23 protein-coding genes and 1 tRNA gene are annotated in these 23,994 nt (G+C 64.2%); 13 read left to right on the forward strand and 11 right to left on the reverse strand.

Features of this window, described 5'->3' with window-relative positions; all coding sequences use genetic code 11:
- Positions 1–188: 188 nt before the first annotated feature.
- Positions 189–911, forward strand: coding sequence for a hypothetical protein (locus E2481_RS02800; RefSeq protein ID WP_136715597.1), 723 nt, complete (start codon positions 189–191; stop codon positions 909–911).
- A gap of 247 nt (positions 912–1,158) precedes the next feature.
- Here the strand turns inward: E2481_RS02800 and E2481_RS02805 are convergent, their stop codons facing one another.
- Positions 1,159–1,434 carry a PadR family transcriptional regulator gene (locus E2481_RS02805; protein ID WP_136715598.1) on the reverse strand — a complete coding sequence of 92 codons (276 nt, stop codon included), beginning with the start codon at positions 1,432–1,434 and terminating at the stop codon, positions 1,159–1,161.
- Between the two features lie 283 nt (positions 1,435–1,717).
- On the opposite strand from E2481_RS02805, the gene E2481_RS02810 reads away from it, so the two are divergent.
- Positions 1,718–2,008, forward strand: coding sequence for an amphi-Trp domain-containing protein (locus E2481_RS02810; RefSeq protein WP_136715599.1), 291 nt, complete (start codon positions 1,718–1,720; stop codon positions 2,006–2,008).
- A gap of 323 nt (positions 2,009–2,331) precedes the next feature.
- Here E2481_RS02810 and E2481_RS18530 read toward each other — a convergent pair whose 3' ends face one another.
- Positions 2,332–2,478, reverse strand: coding sequence for a hypothetical protein (locus E2481_RS18530; protein WP_169302358.1), 147 nt, complete (start codon positions 2,476–2,478; stop codon positions 2,332–2,334).
- A gap of 100 nt (positions 2,479–2,578) precedes the next feature.
- On the opposite strand from E2481_RS18530, the gene E2481_RS02815 reads away from it, so the two are divergent.
- Positions 2,579–3,292, forward strand: coding sequence for a DUF7117 family protein (locus E2481_RS02815; protein ID WP_136715600.1), 714 nt, complete (start codon positions 2,579–2,581; stop codon positions 3,290–3,292).
- A 108-nt stretch (positions 3,293–3,400) separates the two neighbouring features.
- On the opposite strand, the gene E2481_RS02820 is transcribed toward E2481_RS02815, so the two are convergent.
- On the reverse strand, positions 3,401–3,892 hold the full coding sequence (locus E2481_RS02820; RefSeq protein ID WP_136715601.1) for an NUDIX domain-containing protein: 492 nt from the start codon (positions 3,890–3,892) through the stop codon (positions 3,401–3,403).
- Complete coding sequence (locus tag E2481_RS02825) at positions 3,893–4,786, reverse strand: bifunctional methylenetetrahydrofolate dehydrogenase/methenyltetrahydrofolate cyclohydrolase (protein WP_136715602.1); 894 nt, start codon at positions 4,784–4,786, stop codon at positions 3,893–3,895. It abuts the gene before it with no gap.
- A 383-nt stretch (positions 4,787–5,169) separates the two neighbouring features.
- On the opposite strand from E2481_RS02825, the gene E2481_RS02830 reads away from it, so the two are divergent.
- Together E2481_RS02830 and E2481_RS02835 are read left to right on the forward strand one after the other, a co-directional pair.
- Entirely contained in the window at positions 5,170–5,442 is a 273-nt protein-coding gene (locus tag E2481_RS02830; RefSeq protein WP_136715603.1) for a hypothetical protein, read from the forward strand.
- A gap of 47 nt (positions 5,443–5,489) precedes the next feature.
- A complete protein-coding gene (locus tag E2481_RS02835; RefSeq protein ID WP_136715604.1) occupies positions 5,490–5,672 on the forward strand; it encodes a hypothetical protein in 183 nt (60 codons plus the stop codon).
- 75 nt (positions 5,673–5,747) lie between these two features.
- Here the strand turns inward: E2481_RS02835 and glyA are convergent, their stop codons facing one another.
- Positions 5,748–6,995 carry a serine hydroxymethyltransferase gene (glyA, locus tag E2481_RS02840; protein WP_136715605.1) on the reverse strand — a complete coding sequence of 416 codons (1,248 nt, stop codon included), beginning with the start codon at positions 6,993–6,995 and terminating at the stop codon, positions 5,748–5,750.
- Between the two features lie 168 nt (positions 6,996–7,163).
- Here glyA and E2481_RS02845 point away from each other — a divergent pair, with 168 nt between their 5' ends.
- From E2481_RS02845 to E2481_RS02860, 4 genes are all read left to right on the forward strand, one after another.
- Positions 7,164–9,245 carry a hypothetical protein gene (locus tag E2481_RS02845; protein ID WP_136715606.1) on the forward strand — a complete coding sequence of 694 codons (2,082 nt, stop codon included), beginning with the start codon at positions 7,164–7,166 and terminating at the stop codon, positions 9,243–9,245.
- 218 nt (positions 9,246–9,463) lie between these two features.
- Positions 9,464–10,282 (forward strand): transcriptional regulator TbsP, encoded by an 819-nt coding sequence (tbsP, locus tag E2481_RS02850; RefSeq protein ID WP_136715607.1) that lies wholly within the window; start codon positions 9,464–9,466, stop codon positions 10,280–10,282.
- Positions 10,283–10,322: 40 nt separating this feature from the next.
- Entirely contained in the window at positions 10,323–12,041 is a 1,719-nt protein-coding gene (locus E2481_RS02855; RefSeq protein WP_136715608.1) for a YcaO-like family protein, read from the forward strand.
- A 99-nt stretch (positions 12,042–12,140) separates the two neighbouring features.
- A complete protein-coding gene (locus tag E2481_RS02860; RefSeq protein WP_136715609.1) occupies positions 12,141–12,290 on the forward strand; it encodes a zf-TFIIB domain-containing protein in 150 nt (49 codons plus the stop codon).
- Here E2481_RS02860 and E2481_RS02865 read toward each other — a convergent pair.
- From E2481_RS02865 to E2481_RS02880, 4 genes are all read right to left on the reverse strand, one after another.
- Positions 12,287–13,426, reverse strand: a complete 1,140-nt coding sequence (locus tag E2481_RS02865; protein WP_250137706.1) for a DUF63 family protein — start codon at positions 13,424–13,426, stop codon at positions 12,287–12,289. The genes E2481_RS02860 and E2481_RS02865 overlap by 4 nt on opposite strands.
- Positions 13,427–13,510: 84 nt before the next feature.
- Positions 13,511–14,311: an inositol monophosphatase family protein gene (locus E2481_RS02870; RefSeq protein ID WP_136715610.1), complete on the reverse strand. Its 801-nt coding sequence runs from the start codon at positions 14,309–14,311 to the stop codon at positions 13,511–13,513.
- 88 nt (positions 14,312–14,399) lie between these two features.
- Complete coding sequence (locus E2481_RS02875; protein WP_136715611.1) at positions 14,400–15,464, reverse strand: hypothetical protein; 1,065 nt, start codon at positions 15,462–15,464, stop codon at positions 14,400–14,402.
- Between the two features lie 751 nt (positions 15,465–16,215).
- Positions 16,216–16,299 (reverse strand) — tRNA-Leu (locus E2481_RS02880).
- Between the two features lie 448 nt (positions 16,300–16,747).
- Between E2481_RS02880 and E2481_RS02885 the strand changes: the two genes are divergently transcribed.
- Positions 16,748–17,236, forward strand: coding sequence for a DUF309 domain-containing protein (locus tag E2481_RS02885; RefSeq protein ID WP_136715612.1), 489 nt, complete (start codon positions 16,748–16,750; stop codon positions 17,234–17,236).
- 65 nt (positions 17,237–17,301) lie between these two features.
- Positions 17,302–18,105, forward strand: a complete 804-nt coding sequence (locus E2481_RS02890) for a succinylglutamate desuccinylase/aspartoacylase domain-containing protein (RefSeq protein WP_136715613.1) — start codon at positions 17,302–17,304, stop codon at positions 18,103–18,105.
- Between the two features lie 6 nt (positions 18,106–18,111).
- On the opposite strand, the gene E2481_RS02895 is transcribed toward E2481_RS02890, so the two are convergent.
- Both E2481_RS02895 and E2481_RS02900 read right to left on the reverse strand, forming a co-directional pair.
- The gene (locus tag E2481_RS02895; protein ID WP_136715614.1) at positions 18,112–18,567 is read right to left on the reverse strand and encodes a UPF0179 family protein; all 456 of its coding nucleotides are present in this window, start codon (positions 18,565–18,567) and stop codon (positions 18,112–18,114) included.
- Positions 18,568–18,666: 99 nt separating this feature from the next.
- Positions 18,667–19,053, reverse strand: coding sequence for a DUF5820 family protein (locus E2481_RS02900; protein WP_136715615.1), 387 nt, complete (start codon positions 19,051–19,053; stop codon positions 18,667–18,669).
- Positions 19,054–19,633: 580 nt separating this feature from the next.
- Between E2481_RS02900 and E2481_RS02910 the strand changes: the two genes are divergently transcribed.
- The gene (locus E2481_RS02910; RefSeq protein ID WP_136715617.1) at positions 19,634–21,706 is read left to right on the forward strand and encodes a PrkA family serine protein kinase; all 2,073 of its coding nucleotides are present in this window, start codon (positions 19,634–19,636) and stop codon (positions 21,704–21,706) included.
- The gene (locus E2481_RS02915; protein WP_136715618.1) at positions 21,706–23,988 is read left to right on the forward strand and encodes a PrkA family serine protein kinase; all 2,283 of its coding nucleotides are present in this window, start codon (positions 21,706–21,708) and stop codon (positions 23,986–23,988) included. Before E2481_RS02910 ends, E2481_RS02915 begins: the two co-directional genes overlap by 1 nt.
- Positions 23,989–23,994 lie beyond the last annotated feature (6 nt).

Consider the following 23,994-nt stretch of genomic DNA (forward strand, 5'->3'; position numbering starts at 1 on the left):
AGGCAGGTTGCTTCCCGTCCGCTCGCGACGAACCCGGCGTCGTGAGCGGTCCGTGATACCGTTCGACAGGGGCAGCCAGTGCTACCGGGATTATTTCGCGCCGGGACTGGTTTGACTTAATAGACCCGTATATTACTGGCAACAAGTAGAGGGGGGACCAGAACATCCGTTCGAACGAGGTCAGACCAATGAGCGACAACACATCTCCGATCGGTGCGATCTTCCAGGTCCAGCGCGATACGATCAAGAACGGGCAGAAAGTCGTCGAGAAAACTCTCGAGGTCCCCAAAGACGTCAACGAGACGCTCCGGGGAACGGTCGGCTCCCAGAAGGACGCCCAGCAGCGAACCGTCGAGTTCGCCCAGGAGGCCATCAACCAGGTCCTCGACACCGTCGAATCCACGACGCCGAGCGAGGACGACACCGTCGACCAGATCCGTGAGTCCGTCAACGACGGGTTCGAGGCGCTGCTCGACCAGCACTCCGAGGCGCTCGACGCCATCGACGACAACTACGCCGAGGGGATCGACGCCTACGACGACACGCTCGAAAGCGCGACGGACGCGCTGAACGACCAGCTCGAGATCATCCTCGACGCCAACGAGGAACTCGAAGAGCAGACCCTCGACGCCTTCGAGAACGCCCTCGACCAGTACGAGGAACTCCAGGAACAGATCGAGGAGCAGACCGACGACCTCGGCGACCAGATCGGCGAGCAGGCCCAGTCGTTCGGTGACCAGTTCGAGGACCAGCTCGACCGCTACCAGGACCAGCTCGACGACATGCAGGACCGCTTCGAGGACCTGCAAGAGAACGTCGAAGAGAACGTCGAAGAGCTCCAGGACAGTGTCGAAGTGCCGGTCAACGAGCCGGAAGCCGAAGAGCAGGAAGCCGAAGAGCAGGACGCCTGACGCGGGTTCGATCGGTCATTCCGCGTCAGTCGCCGGCCCTCCGACGGGCGACGATGCCCGCTCTTTTCCGGTATCGATAGCTGTTCGATTCGTCGCGGTAGTTAGCTAGCAGACAACAACGGTAGCGAAACGACTCCCACGACCTGACCGGAGTGCAATCCGGACCGAGGACGCCACTCTGGACGAAGAAGAGAGCGTCGAGAACGAAGACGAGATGAGATCGGGGACCAGTCGTCGTGGGCGACCGCTAGAGGTCGACGTACTGCTGTTCCCAGTCGCGACGGGCCTCGATCTCGCGGCGGCCACGGCGAGTCAGACTGTAGAAGTTCGTCCGCCGGTCGCGCTGCCCCTTCTCGACGAGACCCTTGTCGACGAGCGTATCGAGGTTCGGATACAGTCGCCCGTGGTGGATCTCTTTCTCGTAGTACTCCTCTAGCTCCTCCTTGATAGCCAGCCCGTGTGGCTCCTCCCGGCCGGCGATCACGTACAGCAGGTCACGCTGGAATCCTGTCAGGTCGTACATCGGTAATGTCCAATGGTAGATTACTGTCGGAATATCATAAATATATCGACTTTCGGTACGGGCAACATGAGTCTCGGGACACGATCCCCGCAAATACGAGGGTATAGCGACGTGAAAGAGACCCGTTCGGTTTCGAACTCCACAGATTCATAATGAAGTCGTCATGTCTGCCCAGGCAAACCACTCCACGTGATGTCGGCTCACGCACACAAGGCGGGAGTCAGTGTGCAGTCACTTCGAAGGGGAGGGTGTCTTTATCTGTCCCGGCGACGTACTGGAACCCATGCCCGAGGAGGTTCTCTTCGAGACGGAGCGTCGCCAGAGTACGAGCAGTGTCGCCGAGTATCTCAGAGCGGTGGCCGACAAACTGGATGCTGGCGGCAGTATTACGCTCGATGCGGGGAGCCAGTCCGTGACGATGAACCCCCCGGACGACGTCGAGTTCGAGGTCAAAGCCGAACGGGAGGGCCCATCGGAGGGGCCCGGCGAGTTGAGCATCGAATTCGAACTGGAGTGGGACGAAGATCGAAGCGGCGAGAGCGGGGACACCGACGGGTCGCTGAGCATCAGCTGATCGGCGACCAGAAGTTGTGATTTAATTGTCACGTACGACCGTCGATGAGTCGTCGTGACTACTCCAGTTGCTCGGTATGTAGTTGTCGAATGGAAAGCAAATCACGCGGGTTGAAAATACCCGCGTGATTGCTTGCCGCCCTGAATTGGTCCCCGCTGACGCTTCGGCCCTCCAAGCGAAGCGTCACCTGAATCGAGTGGCCATAATCACTTAAATGTACCGGCATCGTCGAGAACAGTCAATAAAATCACACGATGGAGAGCTTTCGTTTCGACGCGAGATCGCTTGGCGTTCGTCATCAGTTACGCCCGAAAGAACGACGATCAGATATACTCCTCTTCGAGCACCCATCCCAGCGCCCGTTTGTAATACGTGAACATTTGCCGCACCCCTTGATGGTTCATGTTCTCGTCGTCGAGTTGCTCTTTCAGGAACTCGTACTGCTCTCGGATCTCCTCTTCGTCACGCATACGTGGCAATTAGGGAACGAGATGGAAGAATCTTCACACTCGGCCCGGTCCCAGGGTCGGAGGCGGGCCAGTTTTGCATCTCGGTTCCCAAGCCGGAGGCATGAAGATTCGCGGGGACCGCCAGTGCAAGGAGTGTGAGACGCGCTGGTCCTACTACGAGACTGGAGAGATCACCTGTCCGGAGTGTGGGAGTCTCAGGAGCGTCGGTGTCGAGGACCGGAAAGAACACACGGCCAGTCCCGTCACGCTGGATCTGACCGATGTCCGCAACCGGATCGACGACGTACCGATCAGTGAACTCGCCGCCGACGCGGCCGAGGAATGTCGATCGTTCGTCCGCCAGTACGGGTTCATCGACGCCGGAGAGCTACAGCCGCTGTCGGACGCGTATCTCGCCGCCCGCGAACTGCGCCACGTCGCCGGGTACGTCGAACACACGATGCGGCTCACCGACGACGAGGAGTACTACTTGCTCGAACTCATCAGGGGCGCGGATCAGGGGGAGCGGCCCGAACCCGCGGCGGTCCCGGACTCGGTCCGAGACGCGCGCGGACTGGCGTACGCGACGGCCGTCGATCACTACCGGAGTGACCTCCGCGTCTATCTGGACGACCACCCCGACGAGACCGCACGACAACTCCTGTCGACGCTCGCCGAACACGGAAAGCGCATCACTGCGCTGGACGGCGACGTACCCCTCTCGACCTCGGAAGCACTCGTCGGGACGGCCCGATCGCTGGGCGAGTATCTCGCGACCGGCGACGAGAGCTCACTCGCCCAGGCCCAGCACCGACTCGACACGCTCGGTGGGTAGACCGCCGATCACCGGCCAGAACGACGCGCCATCCGACGGCTCGACGTCACGGTCGGTAACAGTCCTGTCGAACGTCTTTCCAGGCGCTGGCGACCACACAACGCACGGTCAGTGGTTAGCGACGACGACCTCGCGGTCGACCGTCTCCTCTGGGACCGTTTCGACCCACTCGACGCGGTCGATCCCCTCGCCGTCGCGGCCGGGGTCGGCAGCGAGCGCCGTCGTCTCCGGTTCGGCGGTGTAGTGTGCGAACCAGAAGGCGACGCGGTCGGTCCCGTGTTCGAACCCGACCTCGGTCACGGCGAGGAGATCACCGACCGCGATTTCGACCCCCGTCTCCTCGCGGACTTCCCGGCGGACGGCCTCCTGGTGGGTTTCGCCGGGTTCGACCTTGCCACCGGGTGCGAGCCACTGATCGTCTTCCCGGACCAGGAGCACGCGCCCAGCGTCGTCGGTCACGACGGCGCCGACCGCCCAGGTCCACCCCGCCTCGATGCTCGCACGTGCCTCGGCCAGTCGGTCCGGGTCGACCTCGTGTGTCGTCTCGCGGTGCCACACGTCCTCGCGGGCGGCGAGCGTCTCGAAATCCGGAGTGGTCATTCAGGGAAGCGTCACGTCAATGTCTTCCTGCAGGCCGGCGGCCTTGACGGTGTTCCAGAGCAACATCGCACGCGTCATCGGACCAACACCGCCGGGAACGGGCGTGATCGCGCCGGCTTTCTCGCTGGCGCTCTCGTACGCCACGTCGCCGACCAGTTCGTACCCCTTCTCGTTGTCCGCCTCCACGCGGTTGATCCCCACGTCGATGACGGCCGCTCCCTCCGAAATCATGTCGCCGGAGATCATCTCCGGGACGCCGGCGGCGGCGACGACGATGTCGGCTGCCCGGGTCTTCTCGGCCAGGTCGTCGGTTCGGGAGTGACAGACGGTCACCGTGGCGTTGCCGCCCTCGGCCTTCTGGAGCAGCAGGTTGGCCATCGGCTTACCGACGATGTCGGAGCGGCCGACGACGACCGCGTCGGCTCCCTCGGTCTCGACGTCGGCGTCGGCCAGGAGTTTCTGGATGCCGTGAGGCGTACATGGTTTGTACCGGGCGTTGCCCGCCACGAGCCGGCCGACGTTCTCGGGGTGGAACCCGTCGACGTCTTTGGCGGGGTCGATGCGGCGGAGGACCTGCCGGTCGTCGACGTGGTCCGGCACGGGCATCTGGACGAGGATCCCGTTGACGTCGTCGTCGGCGTTGAGTTCGTCGATGGTGTCGTAGAGTTCCTCGGCTGGGGCCTCGGGGTCGATCTCGATGTCGATGGCTTCGATGCCCACCTCCTCGCAGTCGTCCTGTTTCATCGAGACGTACGTCTCGCTGGCGGGGTCGTCACTCATCAGAACGGTCGCGAGACTTGGCGTGACACCCGCGTCGTCGAGCGTGTCGATGGCGTCCGCGAGCCCGTCGCGAACGTCCTGGGCGACGGCGTTGCCGTCGATTACCTCGGTCATGTCCTAACGGGGACCGCGGCGAGTAATCAAAGGCTCGGATCACGCGCGACTGGTCACTCCCCTGCTGGACGCCTGTCGTCTCTCTATACGCTCTCGATCACATCGACCGCAACGCGTTGTTCAGTTCCTGGGGTAGACGTGTGCGACCCAGTCGTGAAAGTATAGATCAAAGACACTTTCCAGCCGAAGAACCGTTCTGCCACATGAACCGGCGTACCTTCCTCCAGGTCGTAGGTCTCGGTTCGGCCCTTGGTCTCGGTGGGTGTACTGCAGTTCGAACGGAAAAAGCGGTCAGCGGGACTCACCGACATCTACGGTCGACATCAGTCTGGAATGGCGTTCCGAAAACGATCCAGCAGACTGTGTTCGTTCCCGACGTCGTGGTGGACAACGGTCGCGTCGATGTCCTCACCACTGTCGATCTCGGTCTCCCGGATGAGTCTGACCGCCGACCCGAGGAAGCGACCGTCAGCCTCGCAGTTGATTCGACTGCCGATGAGTGGACCAAAGAGTGGGAAGACGACACCCGTCTGTCTGGCACGCTCACTGCCGAGATGGGGGAGGGAGACACCGTGTCGATCACTTCTCAGACCGCCTTCGAGTCCGGCGGTTCGGTTCAAACAACCCGCTACGAGGAGATCCATCATGAGGAGTAAGTTCTGGATACGACAGCGAGATGCATCAAACACCGCGACTGTCAGCAATGACTGAGACGAATCCGATCCGGTCCGATATCCTCGCTACGCTCAGGGGCATGGTTTTCGTGCTTTTTGCCCTCCAATTGACGCTGATCGGTGTCTTCGCTGGCGACGGTTCGTTTTGGGTGCTTCTCGCGGGATTTTTCAGCGGTCTAATCGGGGTTATTGCGTCTCTGCCGATATACTGATCGGTGATCGATCTCGCTGTGAGAGGACGGGCAGGGCGAACCCAACCCCCGAAAAGACCCTCAGCTACACGCGCTTTACTCGTAGAGCGTGTACTCGTCGGTGAGTTCGTCGACGCGTTCGGCGGCGTCGGCCTTCACGTCCTCGTCGTCGTAGTTGTCGACGACCTCGTAGATGATGTCGGCGACCTCGCGGCAGGCCTCGGCGTCGAAGCCGCGGGTCGTCAGTCCGGGCGTGCCCGCGCGGATGCCCGAGGGGTTGAACGCTGACCGGCTTTCGCCGGGGACCGTGTTAGCGTTGAGAACGATGCCGACCTCTTCGAGGGCTTCCTCGGCGTCCTTCCCGGTCGTGTCCGGGTGCGAGGGGCGCAGGTCCACGAGGACGAGGTGGTTGTCGGTGCCGCCCGACACCAGCTCGAAGCCGTGTTCCTGGAGCCGGTCGCCCAGTGCTTTGGCGTTCTCGATCGTCTGTTCGGCGTACTCCTCGAACTCGGGTTCGAGGGCCTCCTTGAAGCCGACGGCCTTGCCGGCGACGTTGTGCATCAGCGGGCCGCCCTGGCCGCCGGGGAACACGGCGGGGTCGATGTCGTCGGCGTACTCCTCGTCGCACATGATGATGCCACCGCGACCGGCGCGGATGGTCTTGTGCGTCGAGCCGGTGACGAAGTCGGCGACGCCGACCGGCGACTGGTGGACGCCCGCCGCTACGAGTCCGGTGATGTGTGCGATGTCGGCGAGGTGGTAGGCGTCGACGGCGTCGGCGGCTTCCTGGATGGCCTCGAAGTCGACCTCGCGCGGGTACGCGGAGTAGCCCGAGACGATGATGTCCGGCTCGAACTCCTCGGCGTGGGCGCGGAGTTCGTCGTAGTCGATGTAGCCCGAATCGGCGTCGACCTCGTACTGTTCGACCTCGTAGAACTGGCCGGTGAAGTTCGCAGGGTGGCCGTGGCTGAGGTGGCCGCCGTGGTTCAGGTCCAGCGAGAGGATCTTGTCGCCGGCTTCGAGGACAGCGTAGTAGACGCCCTGATTGGCCTGCGTGCCCGAGTGGGGCTGGACGTTGACGTGCTCTGCGCCCCACAGCTCCTTGGCGCGCTCGATGGCGAGTTCCTCGACCTCGTCGGCGTACTCACAGCCGGCGTAGTAGCGCTCGCCGGGGTATCCTTCGGCGTACTTGTTGGTCAGGACGCTGCTCTGGGCTTCGAGCACCGCTTCGCTGACGTGGTTCTCGCTGGCGATCATCGCCAGGGTGTCGTTCTGTCGCTGTACTTCGCCCTCGAGGGCGTCCGCGATGGCCGGGTCCGTCTCCCGGACGTGCTCGTAGTTCATGTGGACTGGTCCGACCCGGCCCGTCAATAATCTACCTAACCGGCGTCTGGAATGGGAGGGGTACACATACGTCCCGAGACCGACCAGGCGTTCGTCGATTCGTCTTAATAACCCGGTAATACACCAGCCGAAAAGTAATGGGCCAGTAGCGCGTTTCATGTCGGTACCATGATGGTGTGGGTGGCGGCCAATGGGGGGGTCAGAGCCATCGGCGACGCCGGTGAGGTAACTGTCCAGACAGCGGACTGGCAGGACAGTGCGACCGGGCCGACGCTCGGGCGACCGGTCGACGAGACGGTCACCGGCCAGGTCTCGTCGCTCACCGTTCCGGTTCGGAGCGCAACAGTGACCGACAGGGCGAGTGGGCAGGAGTACGACCTCGGGGACGGCGTCACCCTCGATGCGGGACCGTACGTCCTCGAATGCCGGCCGGCGATGGGAGTCTCCGACGGGAATCGGTCCGCTCGGGGGGATCAGCACGGCAGCACGGAGCTGGCGATCCGGTTCGACGGTCCCGTGGCGATCCGCCGCTCGGGACGGGACCTGACGGTCGCCTTCGAGGGGCAAGAGCCGGTGACCGTGGGGTTCTCCGAGTGTCGGAGTGATCCGGCGACGATAACTGTACCGGGAACAGGGGACGGGGTGGCCACCGCGATCACGCACCTCTCGTCAGCACTACGGACGGCGGGTCCCGAGCGGTCGCACCCGTCACACCGGGACACCCCGCCGATGGTCGAACTCGGAGACGAGGTATCGATCCCCGACGCCGTCGCGGACGCGACGCCGGAGACGGGTCTCGAACTCCAGGTGCCGCCCTCGATGGAGTACCTGTTCGTCGGTGCGCCGCTGGCCTACTATCTCGGCGCCGAGGTAACTGTCACAGACCGGACCCACCCGCGACTCGTCGCGCCATCGATCGACTTCGAGTACCAGTTCCGGGAGCTACCGACGTTTCAACACGGCGTGGCGCGACTGCTCCGACAGACGTTCTTTTTCGATACGCTCGTCCGCGACGTCGACGGCGACGCGACCGACCAGCGGGCACGGTTGGCGTCACGGTACGGCCTGGACACCGAGGCGCTGCGGCGGTGCTCGCCGGCCGAGCGCCTGGCGCGGTATTTCTGGGTGTCGGACGCCGACCTCCCACAGGCGCTCCCGGAGTGGCACTTCTCGACGTACGCGGCACCAGAAACGCGCAACGTCCGGTGTCTGCCGTACCTGCTCGACGCGCTGAGTCTGGTCTACCTGCCAGAGTCCTCGGAGCTCCGGGGAACGGAACTGTTAGAGCGGACCCTCGACGACTGTTACCGGTCGGGGAGCGCGACCAGCGGATCGGTCGCGTCGGTCGACGTGGTGAAACCCGAACTCCAGGCCGGGCGCGTGCACGCCTGGCTGGCACCCGGTGCACCAATCGACGCGTTCAAACCCACGCCTCGGGCGTACGAGAACCGTCGCCGCTACCAGAACGACAGCGGGACGGAGTTGTCCGTGGCCGTCATCCTCAACGACGAGGAGATGGCCGACGAGCACGCGACGGTCTCGGAGATCTACCGGGAGCGGTCGGCCGATCTCCCGCTGTCGGTGACCGTCCACGAACACCTGGGGCGCGACGAACTGGCCGAGGTGTTCGCCACGCCGAACGACTTCGTCCACTACATCGGCCACTGTGACACCCAGGGGTTACAGTGCGTGGACGGCACCCTCTCGGCGTCGTCGCTGGACGCCTGCCGCGCACGGACCTTCTTCCTCAACGCCTGCGGGTCCTATCACGAGGGGCTCGATCTGGTCGAGCGGGGCAGCGTCGCGGGCGCGGTGACGCTGACGAAGGTTCTCGACCGACAGGCCGCGAAGGTGGGGACGGCTTTCGCGCGCCTGCTCGTCCACGGGTTCGGCCTCGAACCAGCGATGCAACTCGCCCGGCGGCGGATCATGATGGGGAAGGACTACGCCGTCGTCGGCGACGGTACCTACACGCTCGCACCGACGCCCGAGAGCCCGACCGTCGGCTGGCTCGAACGCGATGGGACGGACTATCGGCTCCGCTGTGAGGCGGTATCCGCCCGAGATATCGGGGACAGCTACCGGCCACCCGTCAGCGACGATGCGCTTCTGCACGGCACTGCCACGGAGACTGTCCTCGACACCGACGAACTGCTCGACGTCCTCCGACAGCAGGCACTCCCCGTGATCTACGACAGCGAGTTCCACTGGTCGGCGGAACTCGCCGCGAAACTCACCGACGGGAACTGATCGATCACTGTTCTGGCGACACCTCACCACCGGCAGGACTCCCCCAGTCGGGACGACCGCGCACCTTCTCCATCGAGGATATTCATTTTTGATATCGGCTCGCAAGACATATATTTACTGTCCTTCAACTGACGGTGTTTACGAGTTCGCCGCGTAATTCAACTCGTTATCAACGATAAAATTAAATACGGTTAAATAATATATACAGTCATAGGACGATGAGTGAAAACCTGCTCACGGACGGAATCGCGGACTTGCTGGATTCGGTACTGGACGCGGCGAGTACGGATTTGTACGTGGTAAACCCCTCACAGGGGACGATCGAGGAATTGATCTCGGTGATGACCGATCTCGAATCGCCGCCGACCGTCAACCTGCTGGCCGGAGAGCGATCGCTGAAGGACGTGATGGACGATTTCATCGTTGCGAGTCGGGCGGCGAACCTGGTCGAAGCCGGACACCTTTCTATTCGAACAACTTCGTCGCAGCCCGAGAACTCCCTTTTCATCACTGAAAACGAAGTCGTTTCGATCGTTACCGCCGGTGACCGAGTCGCGGGGCTGACGACCGACGACAGTGATTTCGTCACCAGCGTCCGGGATCGGTACGCGACGGTCTGGGACGACGCCGACGAGTACGCGCTCAGGACGCCGCCACTGACGGAGGTCCGTGACACCCTCTCGGCAGACATCAGCGAAGCGACGGCGGCCGACTTCGACGAGGTGCTCGCCTCGCTTCAGACCGCACGCGGTAACGGGGACGGGCTCGACGAGGTGACGATCAGTCTGCTCGTTGCAGCGAAGAACGGCGAGCTATTGTACGACATCAGCAAGTGGGGCGAGGACATCGGGCTCGCCTCGAAGGCGACGTTCTCACGCACCAAGACCAAGCTGGAGGACATGGGCCTGATCGACACCGAGAAGGTCCCGATCGACGTAGGACGGCCGCGCCTGCGACTGATGCTCGGTGACAGCCGGCTTCAGGACGCCGAGGCCGACCAACTGGCCAACGTCTCCCAGAGTCTGCTCTCGAACTGACCCCCGCGCTTTTTCTCCCCCGGGTCTCTATCGACGGGACATGACAGTGGCCCTCGTCGGTTCGGGACCGGCGCGTGACGCGGTCGCGGCGGCGCTCGACGACGTCGACGTCGCAGTGACCGACGCGACTCCCGACGACATCCAGCACTGCGACCTCGCAGTCGTCGTCGGGCAGGCTGGCGATGTCGCCTTCGAGACGGTGAATACGACGGCAATCGACCGAGGAACCCCGTGGCTCGCCGTCGAGATCGGCGGTCTCGGCGGCTATCCGGTCGTCGAGGCAGCCGTCTCCGGATTCGGTCCCGAAACCGGCTGTTACGACTGCCTGCGGACGCGAGTCAGGGCGAACGCCGACCCCTCTCAGGAGCCCCAGGCCGCCCCGAGCCCCGAGACCACGCGGTTCGCGGGGGCCCTCGCCGGCCGGGAGGCGGCCCGACTCGTCGCCGGGAAGCAGTCGGTCGCGCTGGGCGGCGTCATCGAGATTCCACACGCCGAGCGGCGCGTCCTCCCGGTGCCGGACTGTGAGTGCCAGCCCGAACGAGACCGGACGCTGGAGCGGACGGTCGTCGACCGCGACGTCGAGGAGTCCCTGGCCCGCGCGGAGGGCGCGCTCGACGAGCGGGTCGGCATCGTCAATCAGGTGGGCGAAGCCGAGTCGTTCCCGGTTCCCTACTATTTAGCGACGCTATCGGACACCACGGGCTTTAGCGACGCGACGGCCGCCCAGCAGGCCGCGGGCGTCGACGCCGACTGGAACAGCGCGTTCATGAAGGCGCTCGGCGAGGGTCTCGAACGCTACTGTGCGGGCGTCTATCGAACGAGCACGTTCGCGACCGGCACGCCCTCGGACGTGGAAAACGCCGTGCCGCCCTCGACGTTCGTCCGCCCGACGGGCGATTTATACACGAACCCTGGCGAGGAGACGTCCATCGAGTGGGTCCCCGGGAAGAACCTGATCACCGGTGGGGAAGTCGAGTTGCCCGCGGAGTTCGTCCACTTCCCGCCGCCGGCCGAGCGGTTCCGTTCGGCGGTGACGACTGGCCTCGGCCTGGGCAACGGCAGCGTCGAGGCCCTGCGCTCCGGGCTCTACGAGGTCATCGAACGCGACGCGGCGATGCTGGCCTGGTATTCGACGTTCGACCCGCTCGAACTCGACGTGGTGGACGACGGCTTCGAGACGCTGGTGACTCGTGCGCGCTCGGAAGGGCTGTCGGTCACACCGCTCTTGCTCACCCAGGACGTGGACGTGCCCGTCGTCGCCGTCGCTGTCCACCGCGAGGAGTGGCCCCGTTTCGCGCTCGGGTCCGCCGCACACCTCGACGCGGCGTCCGCCGCCCGCTCGGCGCTGGCCGAAGCCGTCCAGAACTGGCTCGAACTCCGCGGCATGGGACCGGAGAAGGCCGCCGACGCCAGCGGTGCGATCGGCCACTACGCCGACCGCCCGCAAGCGGCCGAGGCGTTCATCGACGCGGACGGCACCGTCCCCGGGGAGAGCGTGGGTGCCGACGAGGTCCCGACCGGACAGGCTCACCTGGACACCGTCATCGACCGCCTCGACGACGCCGGCCTCGACGTGTACGCGTCCCGAACGACGACCCCCGACGTGGCTGCGCTCGGGTTCGAGACGGTGCGGGCGCTCGTCCCCTCCGCGCAACCGCTCTTCTTCGAGAACGCCTACTTCGGGGAGCGGGCCGAAACGGTGCCACCCGAGATTGGGTTCGAACCGCGTCTCGACCGCGATCACCACCCATTCCCCTGAGAACATCCAAAATTCGCCGTCTGAGGCGAAGATTTATGCGCTAGAGTGTCACAAATTTACACGGGGACGTACTCCGCTCGGTAGCGCCCCGTGTTCGTCATGACGACCGAATTCGATCTCCCGTGTGCGGACTGTGGGCAGGACCTGGTCCGCCGGCAGGTGCTGCGTGCGGGGGAATCAGTCACCGTTGCACAGTGTCCGAACTGCGGCGGTCAGTACTATCCGAAAGCGGCGCTCGAACGGCTCTAGATGCCGAAGGTCGCCCGGATCATGTCTCGGGTACCGGGTCCGAGACCGACTGCCACTATCGCGGTCAGCAACAACAGCGCGTAGCGCGGGCTCTCCTCGAAGATCTCCGCGTCGAAGATCCAGATGACGGCCACCGCAACGACCAGTTTGACCAGGAGAAACGGCCACGACGAACCCAGCGTCGCCAGCACGGACGCGGGAACGATCGCTTCCGTCGCACCGATGATGAACTCGTTGGCCGGGTGTTTCGGGGTGTAGGTGAGGTTCACACCGAGGACCCCCAGCCAGTCGGCGGCGATGACGTTCGCCACGCCGTCGATGGCGTGGCCCCAGAGCACGACCAGCCCGATCGCACCGGTCCCTTCGTTGATCGACGGTGCGACCCGGTCGACGCCCTTCCAGATGCCGACCGCCAGGAGCGTCGCGATGAGAACCGTAGAGACCAGTACCTGCGGGTACAGCCCCACGTAATCCTTCGTGGCTCCGAGGACGGTGAGATAGGCGAACGTGCCCAGGAAGGCGGCGACGCCGACGGCCGCGAACGGTCGCGCGTGCGTCTCGGTATATCCAGCCCGGTAGATTTTGAGCGTCCCCAGCAGCGCGGCTAACGTGACGACGAAGACGGTGAAGTAGATGACGGGACTGATGATCAGCGAGTTCCAGGGATAGGCGATGGCCTGTGAGACCCCCTCCGGAACCGCGTCGTTCGCGTCCTCGACGACCCGGAGCACACCGCCGAACAGCATGAACGGGATCAGTGCATAGAAGGTCCGCCGGTCGGCCTCGAAGTCGAGATACTCGATCAACTGGAGGACGCCCACCAGCGAGAACAGGAGGAGGACCATGTACCCGACCTCCGAGACGAGCGTATAGCCCGGCTCGGCGACGATAGCGCCCTCGGATGCCGCGACTCGACAGGCGCTCTGCTGGTACAGCAACTCGGTTCCGCCGCTCCCGTGTGCCGCACAGATCGCGTTGTGTGCGTCGGCATAGACTGGGCCCCAGAAGTACTGCCAGATGAACCCCCAGTACACCTGTTCAGTGAGAGCCAGCGAGCCGACGACGAACACCGTCAGGGCGGCGAGGGCAGTCCCGACCCAGGCGCGGCCGGTATCGAACTGCTCTGTCACCTGCATAATCGAATCCCCGCGAGCCGACCGTTTCAGGGTTCCGGTCCCGTGTCCGCCCACTGCACAGACGACGACGCGTCTCGGCCCCACTCACTCCCGCTCGCCCGCCGCCGCGGCGTCCTGCGCGACGTCGAGGACCGCTTCGTGTGCCCGCCCGTTCGACGCGACGAGGCCGGTGCTGTCGTGACGCCAGCGGTTCCCCTCGAGGTCGGTCACCGTCCCGCCGGCCTGCCGGATCAGATGCACGCCGGCGACCGAGTCCCACGGGTTGGGCTGCCGGGTCGTGACTGCCGCCTCCAGGCCCCCGCTGGCGACGAAAGCCAGCGCCGACTGCATGCTCCCGAACCGCCGCATGTCCCCACAGCGTTCGACGACGGTGCTGCTGAGCGCCGAATACGCCGCTCGCTGGCCCTGGGGACCCCACCCCAGCACCGCAACCGCAAAGGTCTCGACGTCGTCGCGCACGCTGACGGTCGCGGAGTCCCCGTTCAACCGCGTCTCGTCGGGTCCGGCCACGTACTCGTCGTCGAGCGCCGGCATCACCGTCGCGCCGGCGACCGGGTCACCGTCCTCGACAGCCGCGACGGTCGTCGTCCAGACCCGGAGCCCGCGAAGGTAGTTGGCCGTCCCGTCGATCGGGTCGACGACCCACGCCGGACCCGCCTCGGGAATCGCCGTCCGTTCCTCGTCTTCCTCGCCGACCACCGGCGCGTCGCTCGACTCCCGGAGTCGCTCGACGACGTGCTCCTGGGCCGCCCTATCCGCCTCGCTCACGAGGTCGTTCTTGTGGGCTTTCGTCTCGACGTCGACCGACCGCCGGAAGCGCTCGTCGGCAGCCGCGCCGCCGGCTCGGGCCGCCGCCCGTGCGATCGAGAGTCGTGTCTCGTCCATGTGCGGTGGAAGCCGACACTGCACAAAGAGCCCCGCGGTCTGGGGTTCGTTCGTTTGCGGTGACTGTCCGAAAACCGATAGCGGGCGATCAGAAGAGGATATCGCGGAACGCCGACATGTTCTTGACGCGCTCGTCCGACTCGATGTGTTCCTCTGCCGCGCGCTTGGCCTCGTAGTAGATGAGACGTTCGCCGTCGAGTCTCCCCTGGGCGCTTCGCTGCAGGTCCTTGGTAGCCTGTTCCATCGTCGAGATGGTCGCGTGCAGATCCGAGGCCCGTGACTGCAATCCGGTCGACTGGCCGACGATCGTAAACGACATCGAAGCGCCGGCAAACTCGGCGCTGGCACGCATGAAGCCGTCGCGAGCGTCCTCGTACTCGTCACTGTGATACGCGTCGACTGCGGGCTTGACGCCTTTGATAGCACTTTGTGCCGACTCGAGGCCGGTGTCGAAATCCTGGAACGCCGCGATCGCACCGTCGAGCTGGCGGATCTTCCGTTCGTACAGTCGCTCGCTCAGTTGCGAAAACACCCCGGCGCTCTTGGGCTCGATCTTCTCGGTCAGCTCCTGATAGATCTCGTTGGCTTCCTCGTAGTCGTTGGCCATTCGATTGCGCGCGGTTTCGGTCTGCCCGAAACTCTCGTTGAACAGCCGCTCGGTCGCGAACTCGAAGTGTTCGTAGGCGTCGATGAGTTTCCGGTCGGTTTTCGCCGACAGCAAGAGGAGATATCCCACCTGTTCGAGCGCGAGCACGTTGACGGCCTGTCCCCCCTCCGCGTGCTCGGAGGCGCGCTCGAGGGCAGCCATGGCGGCTTCCACGTCAGTCCTGATACTCACCCACTGGAACGAATCCGTCGTGGGTTTGACACCCGCCATCCGAGCGTTCCGACCCGTCGACTGACTCGTATACGTGTCGTGTGCTGCGATGAGTTTCTTGCGTGCCTCGGCGATGTGTTTCGTGGCCTTCGGGTTCTCCGGCGTCGCCGTCTCCTTTTCGTCCCCCAGTTCGACTTCGATATCCGCGTCGATATCGCTGTTGTTGATGTCGTTCCCGATATCGTCGACGTCGATATCGGGGTCGGACCAGTTGCCGTCGACGCCGATCTCGTCGTTTTCGATCCGCTCGTCACCGATCGACGAATCGACCCCCATATCGTCCGAGTGTAATCCCGGGCCACTGGAACCGCCGTCACCACCGTTCCCACCGGTTAATGCCCCACACCCCGCCGTGAGTAACGTCCCAGCTGTCGCAAGGAATGCGCGACGTCGCATAATTATAGCTACTGTCTACTTGCCAGTCCGACCCTATTTAAAAATGCGCCGGCTAGAGACGGTTCTTTTTAGTAGCCGATCGGTTCCCAGTTCCACACGCGTGGCTACCCGGGATGGCTCGATCGTAGAATTGCGAGGGAAGATCGCTCCGCTCGCGGGTCGCTTTGCTTCACGGTTCACTCCGTTCACCGTTCCGTCTCGCGGTCTCCCGTTGGTCGACCGCGCACGCTCCCCGCTCGCAACGCGGTCACCCATTCGGGCGACCTCGGGATCTTCCTGCACTGTTTGCGAGGGACCGTATGGTCCACAGTGCGAGGGATGCGATTTGAACGCATGGACCACCGGAAGACTCACTCGCTCACGGCGTCGACGTTCGCAATACGCGGCGCGAGCGCCGCGTCCGTTCGTCTTCCGAGCCGTCGCTCACGATGTTCGCGACGACCCTACGGGACTGGATCTTGAGTCTGCCCCCGAGTTCACAGGCACGGCTACTGTGTGGGTGTAGTAGAATTGCGAGGGAAGATCGCTCCACTCGCGGGTCGCGTCACGCTCCCCGCTCGCAACGAGGTCACCCGTTCGGGCGACCTCGGGATCTTCCTGCACTGTTTGCGAGGGACCGTATGGTCCACAGTGCGAGGGATGCGATTTGAACGCATGGACCCCTACGGGAGCGGATCTTGAGTCCGCCGCCGTTTCCAGGCTTGGCTACCCTCGCACGCGACCGATTCTTCGATGCTTCTCCTTGAATAACCTGCGTTTTCGGTCTCGACTGCCGGATCACGAGTCCCGCGGTCGAAACGGTCACAGCAGACCCCGTGGTACCGAGTAACAAAACCAGGAATTTGAGTTATCATCGGTTCTTTTTCCCATCACCCGGTACGGTACTGTGCCGACAGCCGCCCTGTCGGCAATTCGGCCGCACCGAGCCAACTCGTGACTCGTCGCGACTCCGGCCCGCCCTGGCCGGACTCCGAACCTTCCACGGGCCCCGTTGCGCACCACGGGGCCTTCTCCTGCGAGATCCCGACGAGAACACGCCTGAGTCAGGCAGGGCGACCATGGGTCCACTTTCGGTGGCCCCTGCCTGCAGTCCCCTCCAACGACTGTCCTGTGAACGGTTCCGACCGACGGATTCACCAGTGGCTCGGGCGTAGTGTCTCCCAATGGACGACCACACCCGCGACGACTCGGTGGACCGCCCGACGGCGGGAACGCCGACCGGGTGGCTCCCGGAACAGAACCGGTGGAAACACGACACGCTTCGACGAGCGACGGTTCACGGCGTGCGCCTCTACAACGCCGGGGAGTTCCACGAATCACACGACTGCTTCGAAGACGAATGGTACAACTACGGTCGCGGGCGGCCCGAAAGCAAGTTCCTCCACGGGATGGTCCAGGTCGCCGCAGGTGCGTACAAACACTACGATTTCGAAGATGACGACGGGATGCGGTCGCTGTTCCGAACCGCGCTCCAGTACTTACACGGCGTCCCGAACGACTTCTACGGCGTCGACCTGCTGGACGTACGTACGACGATCACGAACGCACTCACCGACCCGACGGTACTGGACGGGTGGCGGGTCGTCCTCGACGGGGAACGGCCGGACGCACGTGAAGCGGATTACAGGTACGCCGAGTCCCTGGACCACTGATCGAGCCGCCCGTACGGTCGAACCCGTGGGAACTAAGACCGGTGACCGGTCACTATCCGAAACGAATGCGCGTCGAAACGGTCGGCGATGGACCAGCCCAGATCGCGGTGATCGGGGGCATCCACGGTGACGAACCCTGTGGCGTCCACGCCGTCGAGACACTGCTCGACGAGGACCCCGAGTTCCAGCGTGCCGTGAAGTTCGTCATCGCGAACGAGCGAGCCATCGAGGCGGACACGCGATACGTCGACGAGGACCTGAATCGTGCGTTCCCCGGCGATCCCGACGGGGACACCCACGAGAGTCGACTCGCGCACCGACTCGGGAGAGAGGTCGCCGATTGTCAGATCCTGGCGCTGCACTCGACCCAGTCCTACGGCGGGAAGTTCGCGCTGGTGGACAGAGTCCGGGAGTTCGAACGACGAGTCTGCCCCCACCTCTCGGTCGACGCCGTCGTCGAGACGTGTGACTTCACTGAGGGACGACTGTTCGAGGTCTCCCGCCGACTCGTCGAGGTCGAGTGTGGCTACCAGCGCTCCGAGACGGCCGCGGAGAACGCCGTTGACATCACACGGGAGTTCCTCGCGGCGACTGGCGCACTCCCCGAACGCGTATCGGCCGCGGCCGACGGCGGACTGGAAGATCGCCCCATCTATCGGCTCGCCGAACCGATGCCGAAAGTCGCCGCCGATTCCTACGAAGTGTTCGCGACGAACTTTTCACGCGTGGCGGCCGGGCAGACGTACGCCGCCGCCGACGAGCAGGAGTACGTCGCCGAGGAACCGTTTTACCCCGTCTTGCTGTCGGCCTACGGCTACGAGGACGTGTTCGGATACTCGGCCGACCGCGTCGGGACGCTCGACGTGTAACTGCGATCAGGCGTCGTCCGCGTCGGCCGCGAACTCGACGAGCGTCAGGTCCCGCTCCAGCATACAGTAGTCGTGTGGCGGATCGCCGACGACCTCGTCGATCCGGTATTCCTCGTCGAACTCCGTCCCGGCCGGTTCACAGAACTCGTGGCTCGGACAGCCAGTGTACGGGCAGGGTCCTTCGAGGCCAGCCTTGCTGCCGGCGTAGGCGCTGTTCGAGTCGACGTTCGCGAGGACCGGCGCGGGTTCGACCTCGACGGCAGTGACGCCGGCGTCGTGGACGCCACAGTCGAGCGTGCTGGCGTTCTCGCGGACGCTCGTCACCCGATATTTCTGCCCCTCGGTGAGATTGAGACACTGGTCGCGATAGGGGCACCCCTCACAGGCGTCTGCTTCCCCCTGGTAGACGAACTCGGTCCCCACGTCGGCCAGCCGAGTCCCGATGAGCGTGACCGTCGACATGGGTCCCGGTACTCCCGCACGGCGGTTAAGTGTCCCGCCCCGAATCTGTGACAGGGTCACCGGCCGGCCAAGGGCGTTCGAACCCGCAAAGCAATGCGGCTACGCCGTTCGGCCCGTCAACGCCGCCAGTTCGTCGAGATACTCCTCGCGGGGGATCTGGTACAGCTCACGAAAATCGACTTCTCCCCGCGCGAATCGCTCCGCGAGGTCCATCGCACCCTCGACGGCCTGGGCGCGGGAGTCGTACGTCTCGCCCCCGTGGTCGATTTCGGGTTCGAGGTAGAGCGTAACGTACCACGGGTCCGTCGGTGCGGGATCGTCGCGGCCGGGTCTGCGACCCCGTTGCCCCTTCGTGAGGTAGATCGTGGGGAGGCACGGGGCCGGGAACGCGGTGCTGTCGAACACGTCCGGCCGGTACGCCAGGATGCACTTGGTGGGTTCCTCGTTCCACACGACCCACCCGTCCGCGAGGTCCTCGAACGTCATCTATCGACCGTAGCCCCGGAAGCACAATGAGTGACGCGGTTGACCACGAACGGACGATGACCGCCGAACCCGGAGAGGGAACGATCGTCCGCCACGCGTCAGACGCCAGTACTTAAATGCACTCGAACGAGCCCGCGAACGGGAATCGAACGTATCGCCCGGCGTAACTGTATTTTGCAGTTATTTGCGGGGTTCAAAGTCGAGGCGAAAAACCGGGTCTGGGAGAAGTCTTATGTATGCGTAGCACTCAATAAATAAATAGTATCGGTGGTAAGCCCACCCATACCCCCACCATCGCCCCCACCCTCGCCGCCCAGCGTCCCCGGTGATTTTTTGTTGCCACTCGGCAACCGGGTCGCTGCGACGTGCGGGTGGTATGGTTATTCATGCCACACAATCGACACCCCCGTCGACGACGGGCGCGCGGGCCGTTTGCACGCTCGGAGACGGAGTCAGTCGGTCCGCGATGGTGGGGTGGTTCGGTCGGGCACCATCGAGACACGCGGGCGCGAGCCCGCGAGCAGCGGGTCGGACCACACAGTGTCGGTCGCGCCCGCATTCCACAACCGTCCGTGATAGCATGACCGGTAACAAGGACACCCTCGCAGAGTTGAGTCGGGAGTACCAGGATTCGATCCCATCAGATCTTCGGCAGACCCATTCGTTCGACTGGTACCTCGACAAGCTCTATGACGACCCGCGGATCGCTCGCAACGCACACCAGCGCGTTGCTGACATGTTCGACTACTACGGCACCGAATACGACGAGGACGCCGGCGTCGTCGAGTACGAACTCGCCGCCGAGGACCCGCTCGGCGACGGTGAGAACACCTTCTACGGCCAGGTCATCCACGAGGCCATCCACGAGTTCGTGAACAAGGTCAAAAGCGGTGCGCGAGGCCTCGGCCCCGAGAAACGCATCAAACTCCTCCTGGGACCGGTCGGCTCCGGGAAGTCCGACTTCGACCGACAGGTCCGGCGGTACTTCGAGGACTACACCCGACGGGAGGACGGGCGGATGTACACCTTCCGCTGGACGAACCTCTGTGACGTCATCCCCGACCAGGACCCCGCCGACGACGTGGTCCGGTCCCCGATGAACCAGGACCCGATCGTCTTGCTCCCCCAGGAGCAACGAGAGTCGATCATCGAGGACATCAACGAGATCCTCGATGCGCCCTACACCATCCGCAACGAGCAGGCCCTGGACCCGGCCAGCGAGTTCTACATGGACCGCCTGCTGGCCCACTACAACGACGACCTCCAGGACGTCCTGGAGAACCACGTCGAGATCATCCGCCTCGTCGCCGACGAGAACCAGCGCCAGGGCATCGAGACCTTCGAGCCCAAGGACAAGAAAAATCAGGACGAGACCGAACTCACCGGCGACGTCAACTACTCGAAGATCGCCATCTACGGCGAGAGCGATCCCCGGGCGTTCGACTACTCGGGCGCGTTCTGTAACGCCAACCGGGGCATCTTCTCCGGCGAGGAACTCCTGAAACTCCAGCGTGAGTTCCTCTACGACTTCCTGCACGCCACGCAGGAACAGACGATCAAACCCAAGAACAACCCCCGGATCGACATCGACCAGGTGATCGTCGGGCGGACGAACATGCCCGAGTACAAGGACAAGAAGGGCGACGAGAAGATGGAGGCGTTCAACGACCGGACCAAGCGGATCGACTTCCCGTACGTCCTCCAGTACACCGAGGAGTCCCGGATCTACGAGAAGATGCTGCGCAACGCCGACCTCCCGGACATTCAGGTCGAACCACACACCTTAGAGATGGCCGGGCTGTTCGGTGTGCTGACTCGGATCGAAGAGCCGGATTCGGGCACCGTGGATCTCCTCCAGAAGGCCAAGGCCTACAACGGCGAGGTCGACGAGCAGGAGGACGTCGACGTGAAGAAACTGCGCGACGAGGCCGCCGAGATGGCCGAGATCGGCGAGGGGATGGAGGGCGTCTCGCCCCGATTCATCGGCGACGAGATCGCCGAGGCCATCATGGACTCGATGCACCGTGACCGCCAGTTCCTCTCGCCGCTGACGACGTTCAACCACTTCGAGGAGAACCTGGAAAATCACGGCTCCATTCCGGAGGACCGCTTCGAGAAGTACTACCGCTACCTCGAACTCGTCCGCGAGGAGTACAAGGACCGGGCCATCGAGGACGTGCGCCACGCGCTGGCCTACGACATCGACGAGATCCAGCGCCAGGGCGAGAAGTACATGGACCACGTCATGGCCTACATCGACGACGACACCGTCGAAGACGAGATCACCGGCCGCGAGCAAGACCCCGACGAGACGTTCCTGCGGAGCGTCGAGGAGAAACTCGACGTGCCCGAGGACCGCAAGGACGACTTCCGGCAGGAAGTCTCGAACTGGGTCTCGCGCCGCGCACGCGAGGGTGATACGTTCAACCCACAGGACAACGACCGCCTGCGCCGAGCGCTGGAGCGCAAGCTCTGGGAGGACAAGAAACACAACATCAACTTCTCGGCACTGGTCTCGTCCGGCGAGATGGACGACGACGAGCGCAACGCGTGGGTCGACGCGCTCATCGAACAGGGCTACACCCGCGAAGGAGCCAAGGAGGTGCTCGAATTCGCCGGTGCCGAGGTCGCCAAAGCAGAGATGGAAGACTGATGGCCGGACACGACTTCATCGACGCCGCCGACGACGCCCTGGAAGCGACCTACCAGGAGCCGATGAGCCTCCCGGAGTACGTCGACCTCGTCCTGGAGGACCCCCAGTTGGCCGCCCACGCCTCGAAGTACCTGCTGTCGGCCATCGAGGCCGCCGGCACCCGGACAGTCATCGAGGAGGGCGAAGAGAAACAGCGCTACCGGTTTTTCGACGATCCGCACAACGACGGGGAACACGCCATCCTGGGCAACACGGACACGCTCAACCGGTTCGTCGACGACCTGCGTTCGATCGCGGCCAGGCGCGGCAAAGACGAGAAGATCATCTGGCTCGACGGACCGACCGCCACGGGCAAGTCCGAACTCAAGCGGTGTCTCATCAACGGCCTCCGGGAGTACTCCAAGACCGACGACGGCCGGCGCTACACGGTCGAGTGGAACGTCGCCGGTGCCGGCGAGGGCTCCTCGGGCATGACCTACGGCGACGTCCCAACCAGCGACGAGGACGACTGGTACGAGAGTCCGGTCCAGTCCCACCCACTGACGGTCTTCCCACCGGACGTTCGGGCGGACCTCCTGGGGGAACTCAACGAGCGACTCGACGACCACGTCGAGATCCGCGTCGACGGGCAACTCGACCCGTTCTGCCGGGAGGCCTACGACTACCTCGAAGAGCAGTACCGCCGCCAGGAGATCCAGGACCTGTTCTCGGCGGTGACCGATCCCACGCACCTCAGAGTGAAGAACTTCGTCGTCGACGTGGGCAACGGGATCGGCGTCCTCCACAGCGAGGACGACGGGTCGCCCAAGGAACGACTCGTGGGCTCCTGGATGGCCGGGATGCTCCGGGAACTCGATTCGCGGGGCCGGAAGAACCCGCAGGCCTTCTCCTACGACGGCGTCCTCTCGCAGGGCAACGGCCTGCTGACCATCGTCGAGGACGCCGCCCAGCACGCAGACCTGCTCCAGAAACTCCTGAACGTGCCCGACGAGGGCAAGGTGAAACTGGACAAGGGCATCGGGATGGACATCGACACCCAGATGATCATCATCTCGAACCCCGACCTGGAGGCGCGCCTGAACCAGCACGCCGACCGCGAGGGGCAGGACCCGCTGAAGGCCCTGAAGCGGCGGCTCGACAAACACGAGTTCATCTACCTCACCAACCTCTCGCTGGAGGCCCAACTGCTTCGGCGGGAACTGACCAACGAGACGGAGGTCTGGACCGCCGAGAGCTGGGACGAACTGGAGTCGTGGATCCGCGAACCGCTCTCGATCCGGGTCCGGGACAGCGACGCCGTCGTCAACGAGAAGGAACTGGCCCCCCACGCCATCGAGGCGGCGGCACTGTACGCCGTGGTGACTCGGCTGGACGACGACGACGTGCCAAGTGGGCTCGACCTCGTGGACAAGGCCCTGCTGTTCGATCGCGGGTATCTCCGCGAGGGCGACGAGCGCATCGAGATGGAGGACTTCGAGTGGGACGACGACGCCGAGGACGGCGAACAGGGCATCCCCGTCACCTTCACGCGCGACGTGATCGCGGACCTGCTCCACGAGGAGCAAGACCGGTTCCACGCGGACCTCCCGGTCGAGCACGTCGTCATGCCCCGGGACATCCTCAACGCGATGGCCGAGGGGCTGGCCGACGCGCCTGTCTTCTCCGGCAGCGAGCGCGTGGAGTTCGAGAACCAGGTGGTCACCGTGAAAAACCACGTGTTCAGCCAGCAGGAGGCGGACGTGCTCGAAGCGATCATGCGCGACAAGCGGGTCGACGAGGACACCGTCGAGGAGTACATCACGCACGTCTACGCCTGGGCGGCCGACGATCAGATCGAGAACGAGCGCGGGGAACTCGTCGATCCGGACCCGCTGAAGATGAAGGTCTTCGAGGTCGAGCACCTCGGTCGGTTCAGCGAGGAACAGTACGACGGCAACGAGCCCAACCAGGCGGTCAGGGAGTTCCGGACGGACAAGATCATCACGGCGCTGAACCGCCACGCCTGGCACAACCGCGACGAGGAGTTCCAGGTGTCGGACGTGAACGTCAAGGAGATCCCGGTCATCAAGTCGGTGCTGGGCACCCACGACTGGGAGGACGTCCGCCGGACCTTCGAGGACTTCGATCCCCGGCAGTGGGACAACCCGCCGAGCGAGACCCAGACGGCCGCGGTCAAGGCGGACACGATCCGGAACATGATCGAGATGTTCGAGTACAGCGAGGCCTCGGCCGAGTTGACCAGTCGACACGTCATGAGCCAGGTGAGTTACAAATGGAACTGAACGCGG

It is taken from the genome of Halorientalis salina (assembly GCF_005049285.1).
In the GTDB taxonomy this organism is placed as follows: domain Archaea; phylum Halobacteriota; class Halobacteria; order Halobacteriales; family Haloarculaceae; genus Halorientalis; species Halorientalis salina.

Excerpts from the sequence above, each read along its gene's own strand:
- E2481_RS02800 (WP_136715597.1), top strand. The coding sequence starts at position 189 with ATGAGCGACAACACATCTCCGATCGGTGCGATCTTCCAGGTCCAGCGC.
- E2481_RS02805 (WP_136715598.1), bottom strand. The coding sequence starts at position 1,434 with ATGTACGACCTGACAGGATTCCAGCGTGACCTGCTGTACGTGATCGCC.
- E2481_RS02810 (WP_136715599.1), top strand. The coding sequence starts at position 1,718 with ATGCCCGAGGAGGTTCTCTTCGAGACGGAGCGTCGCCAGAGTACGAGC.
- E2481_RS18530 (WP_169302358.1), bottom strand. The coding sequence starts at position 2,478 with ATGCGTGACGAAGAGGAGATCCGAGAGCAGTACGAGTTCCTGAAAGAG.
- E2481_RS02815 (WP_136715600.1), top strand. The coding sequence starts at position 2,579 with ATGAAGATTCGCGGGGACCGCCAGTGCAAGGAGTGTGAGACGCGCTGG.
- E2481_RS02820 (WP_136715601.1), bottom strand. The coding sequence starts at position 3,892 with ATGACCACTCCGGATTTCGAGACGCTCGCCGCCCGCGAGGACGTGTGG.
- E2481_RS02825 (WP_136715602.1), bottom strand. The coding sequence starts at position 4,786 with ATGACCGAGGTAATCGACGGCAACGCCGTCGCCCAGGACGTTCGCGAC.
- E2481_RS02835 (WP_136715604.1), top strand. The coding sequence starts at position 5,490 with ATGACTGAGACGAATCCGATCCGGTCCGATATCCTCGCTACGCTCAGG.
- glyA (WP_136715605.1), bottom strand. The coding sequence starts at position 6,995 with ATGAACTACGAGCACGTCCGGGAGACGGACCCGGCCATCGCGGACGCC.
- E2481_RS02845 (WP_136715606.1), top strand. The coding sequence starts at position 7,164 with ATGATGGTGTGGGTGGCGGCCAATGGGGGGGTCAGAGCCATCGGCGAC.
- tbsP (WP_136715607.1), top strand. The coding sequence starts at position 9,464 with ATGAGTGAAAACCTGCTCACGGACGGAATCGCGGACTTGCTGGATTCG.
- E2481_RS02855 (WP_136715608.1), top strand. The coding sequence starts at position 10,323 with ATGACAGTGGCCCTCGTCGGTTCGGGACCGGCGCGTGACGCGGTCGCG.
- E2481_RS02860 (WP_136715609.1), top strand. The coding sequence starts at position 12,141 with ATGACGACCGAATTCGATCTCCCGTGTGCGGACTGTGGGCAGGACCTG.
- E2481_RS02865 (WP_250137706.1), bottom strand. The coding sequence starts at position 13,426 with ATGCAGGTGACAGAGCAGTTCGATACCGGCCGCGCCTGGGTCGGGACT.
- E2481_RS02870 (WP_136715610.1), bottom strand. The coding sequence starts at position 14,311 with ATGGACGAGACACGACTCTCGATCGCACGGGCGGCGGCCCGAGCCGGC.
- E2481_RS02875 (WP_136715611.1), bottom strand. The coding sequence starts at position 15,464 with ATGGGGGTCGATTCGTCGATCGGTGACGAGCGGATCGAAAACGACGAG.
- E2481_RS02885 (WP_136715612.1), top strand. The coding sequence starts at position 16,748 with ATGGACGACCACACCCGCGACGACTCGGTGGACCGCCCGACGGCGGGA.
- E2481_RS02890 (WP_136715613.1), top strand. The coding sequence starts at position 17,302 with ATGCGCGTCGAAACGGTCGGCGATGGACCAGCCCAGATCGCGGTGATC.
- E2481_RS02895 (WP_136715614.1), bottom strand. The coding sequence starts at position 18,567 with ATGTCGACGGTCACGCTCATCGGGACTCGGCTGGCCGACGTGGGGACC.
- E2481_RS02900 (WP_136715615.1), bottom strand. The coding sequence starts at position 19,053 with ATGACGTTCGAGGACCTCGCGGACGGGTGGGTCGTGTGGAACGAGGAA.
- E2481_RS02910 (WP_136715617.1), top strand. The coding sequence starts at position 19,634 with ATGACCGGTAACAAGGACACCCTCGCAGAGTTGAGTCGGGAGTACCAG.
- E2481_RS02915 (WP_136715618.1), top strand. The coding sequence starts at position 21,706 with ATGGCCGGACACGACTTCATCGACGCCGCCGACGACGCCCTGGAAGCG.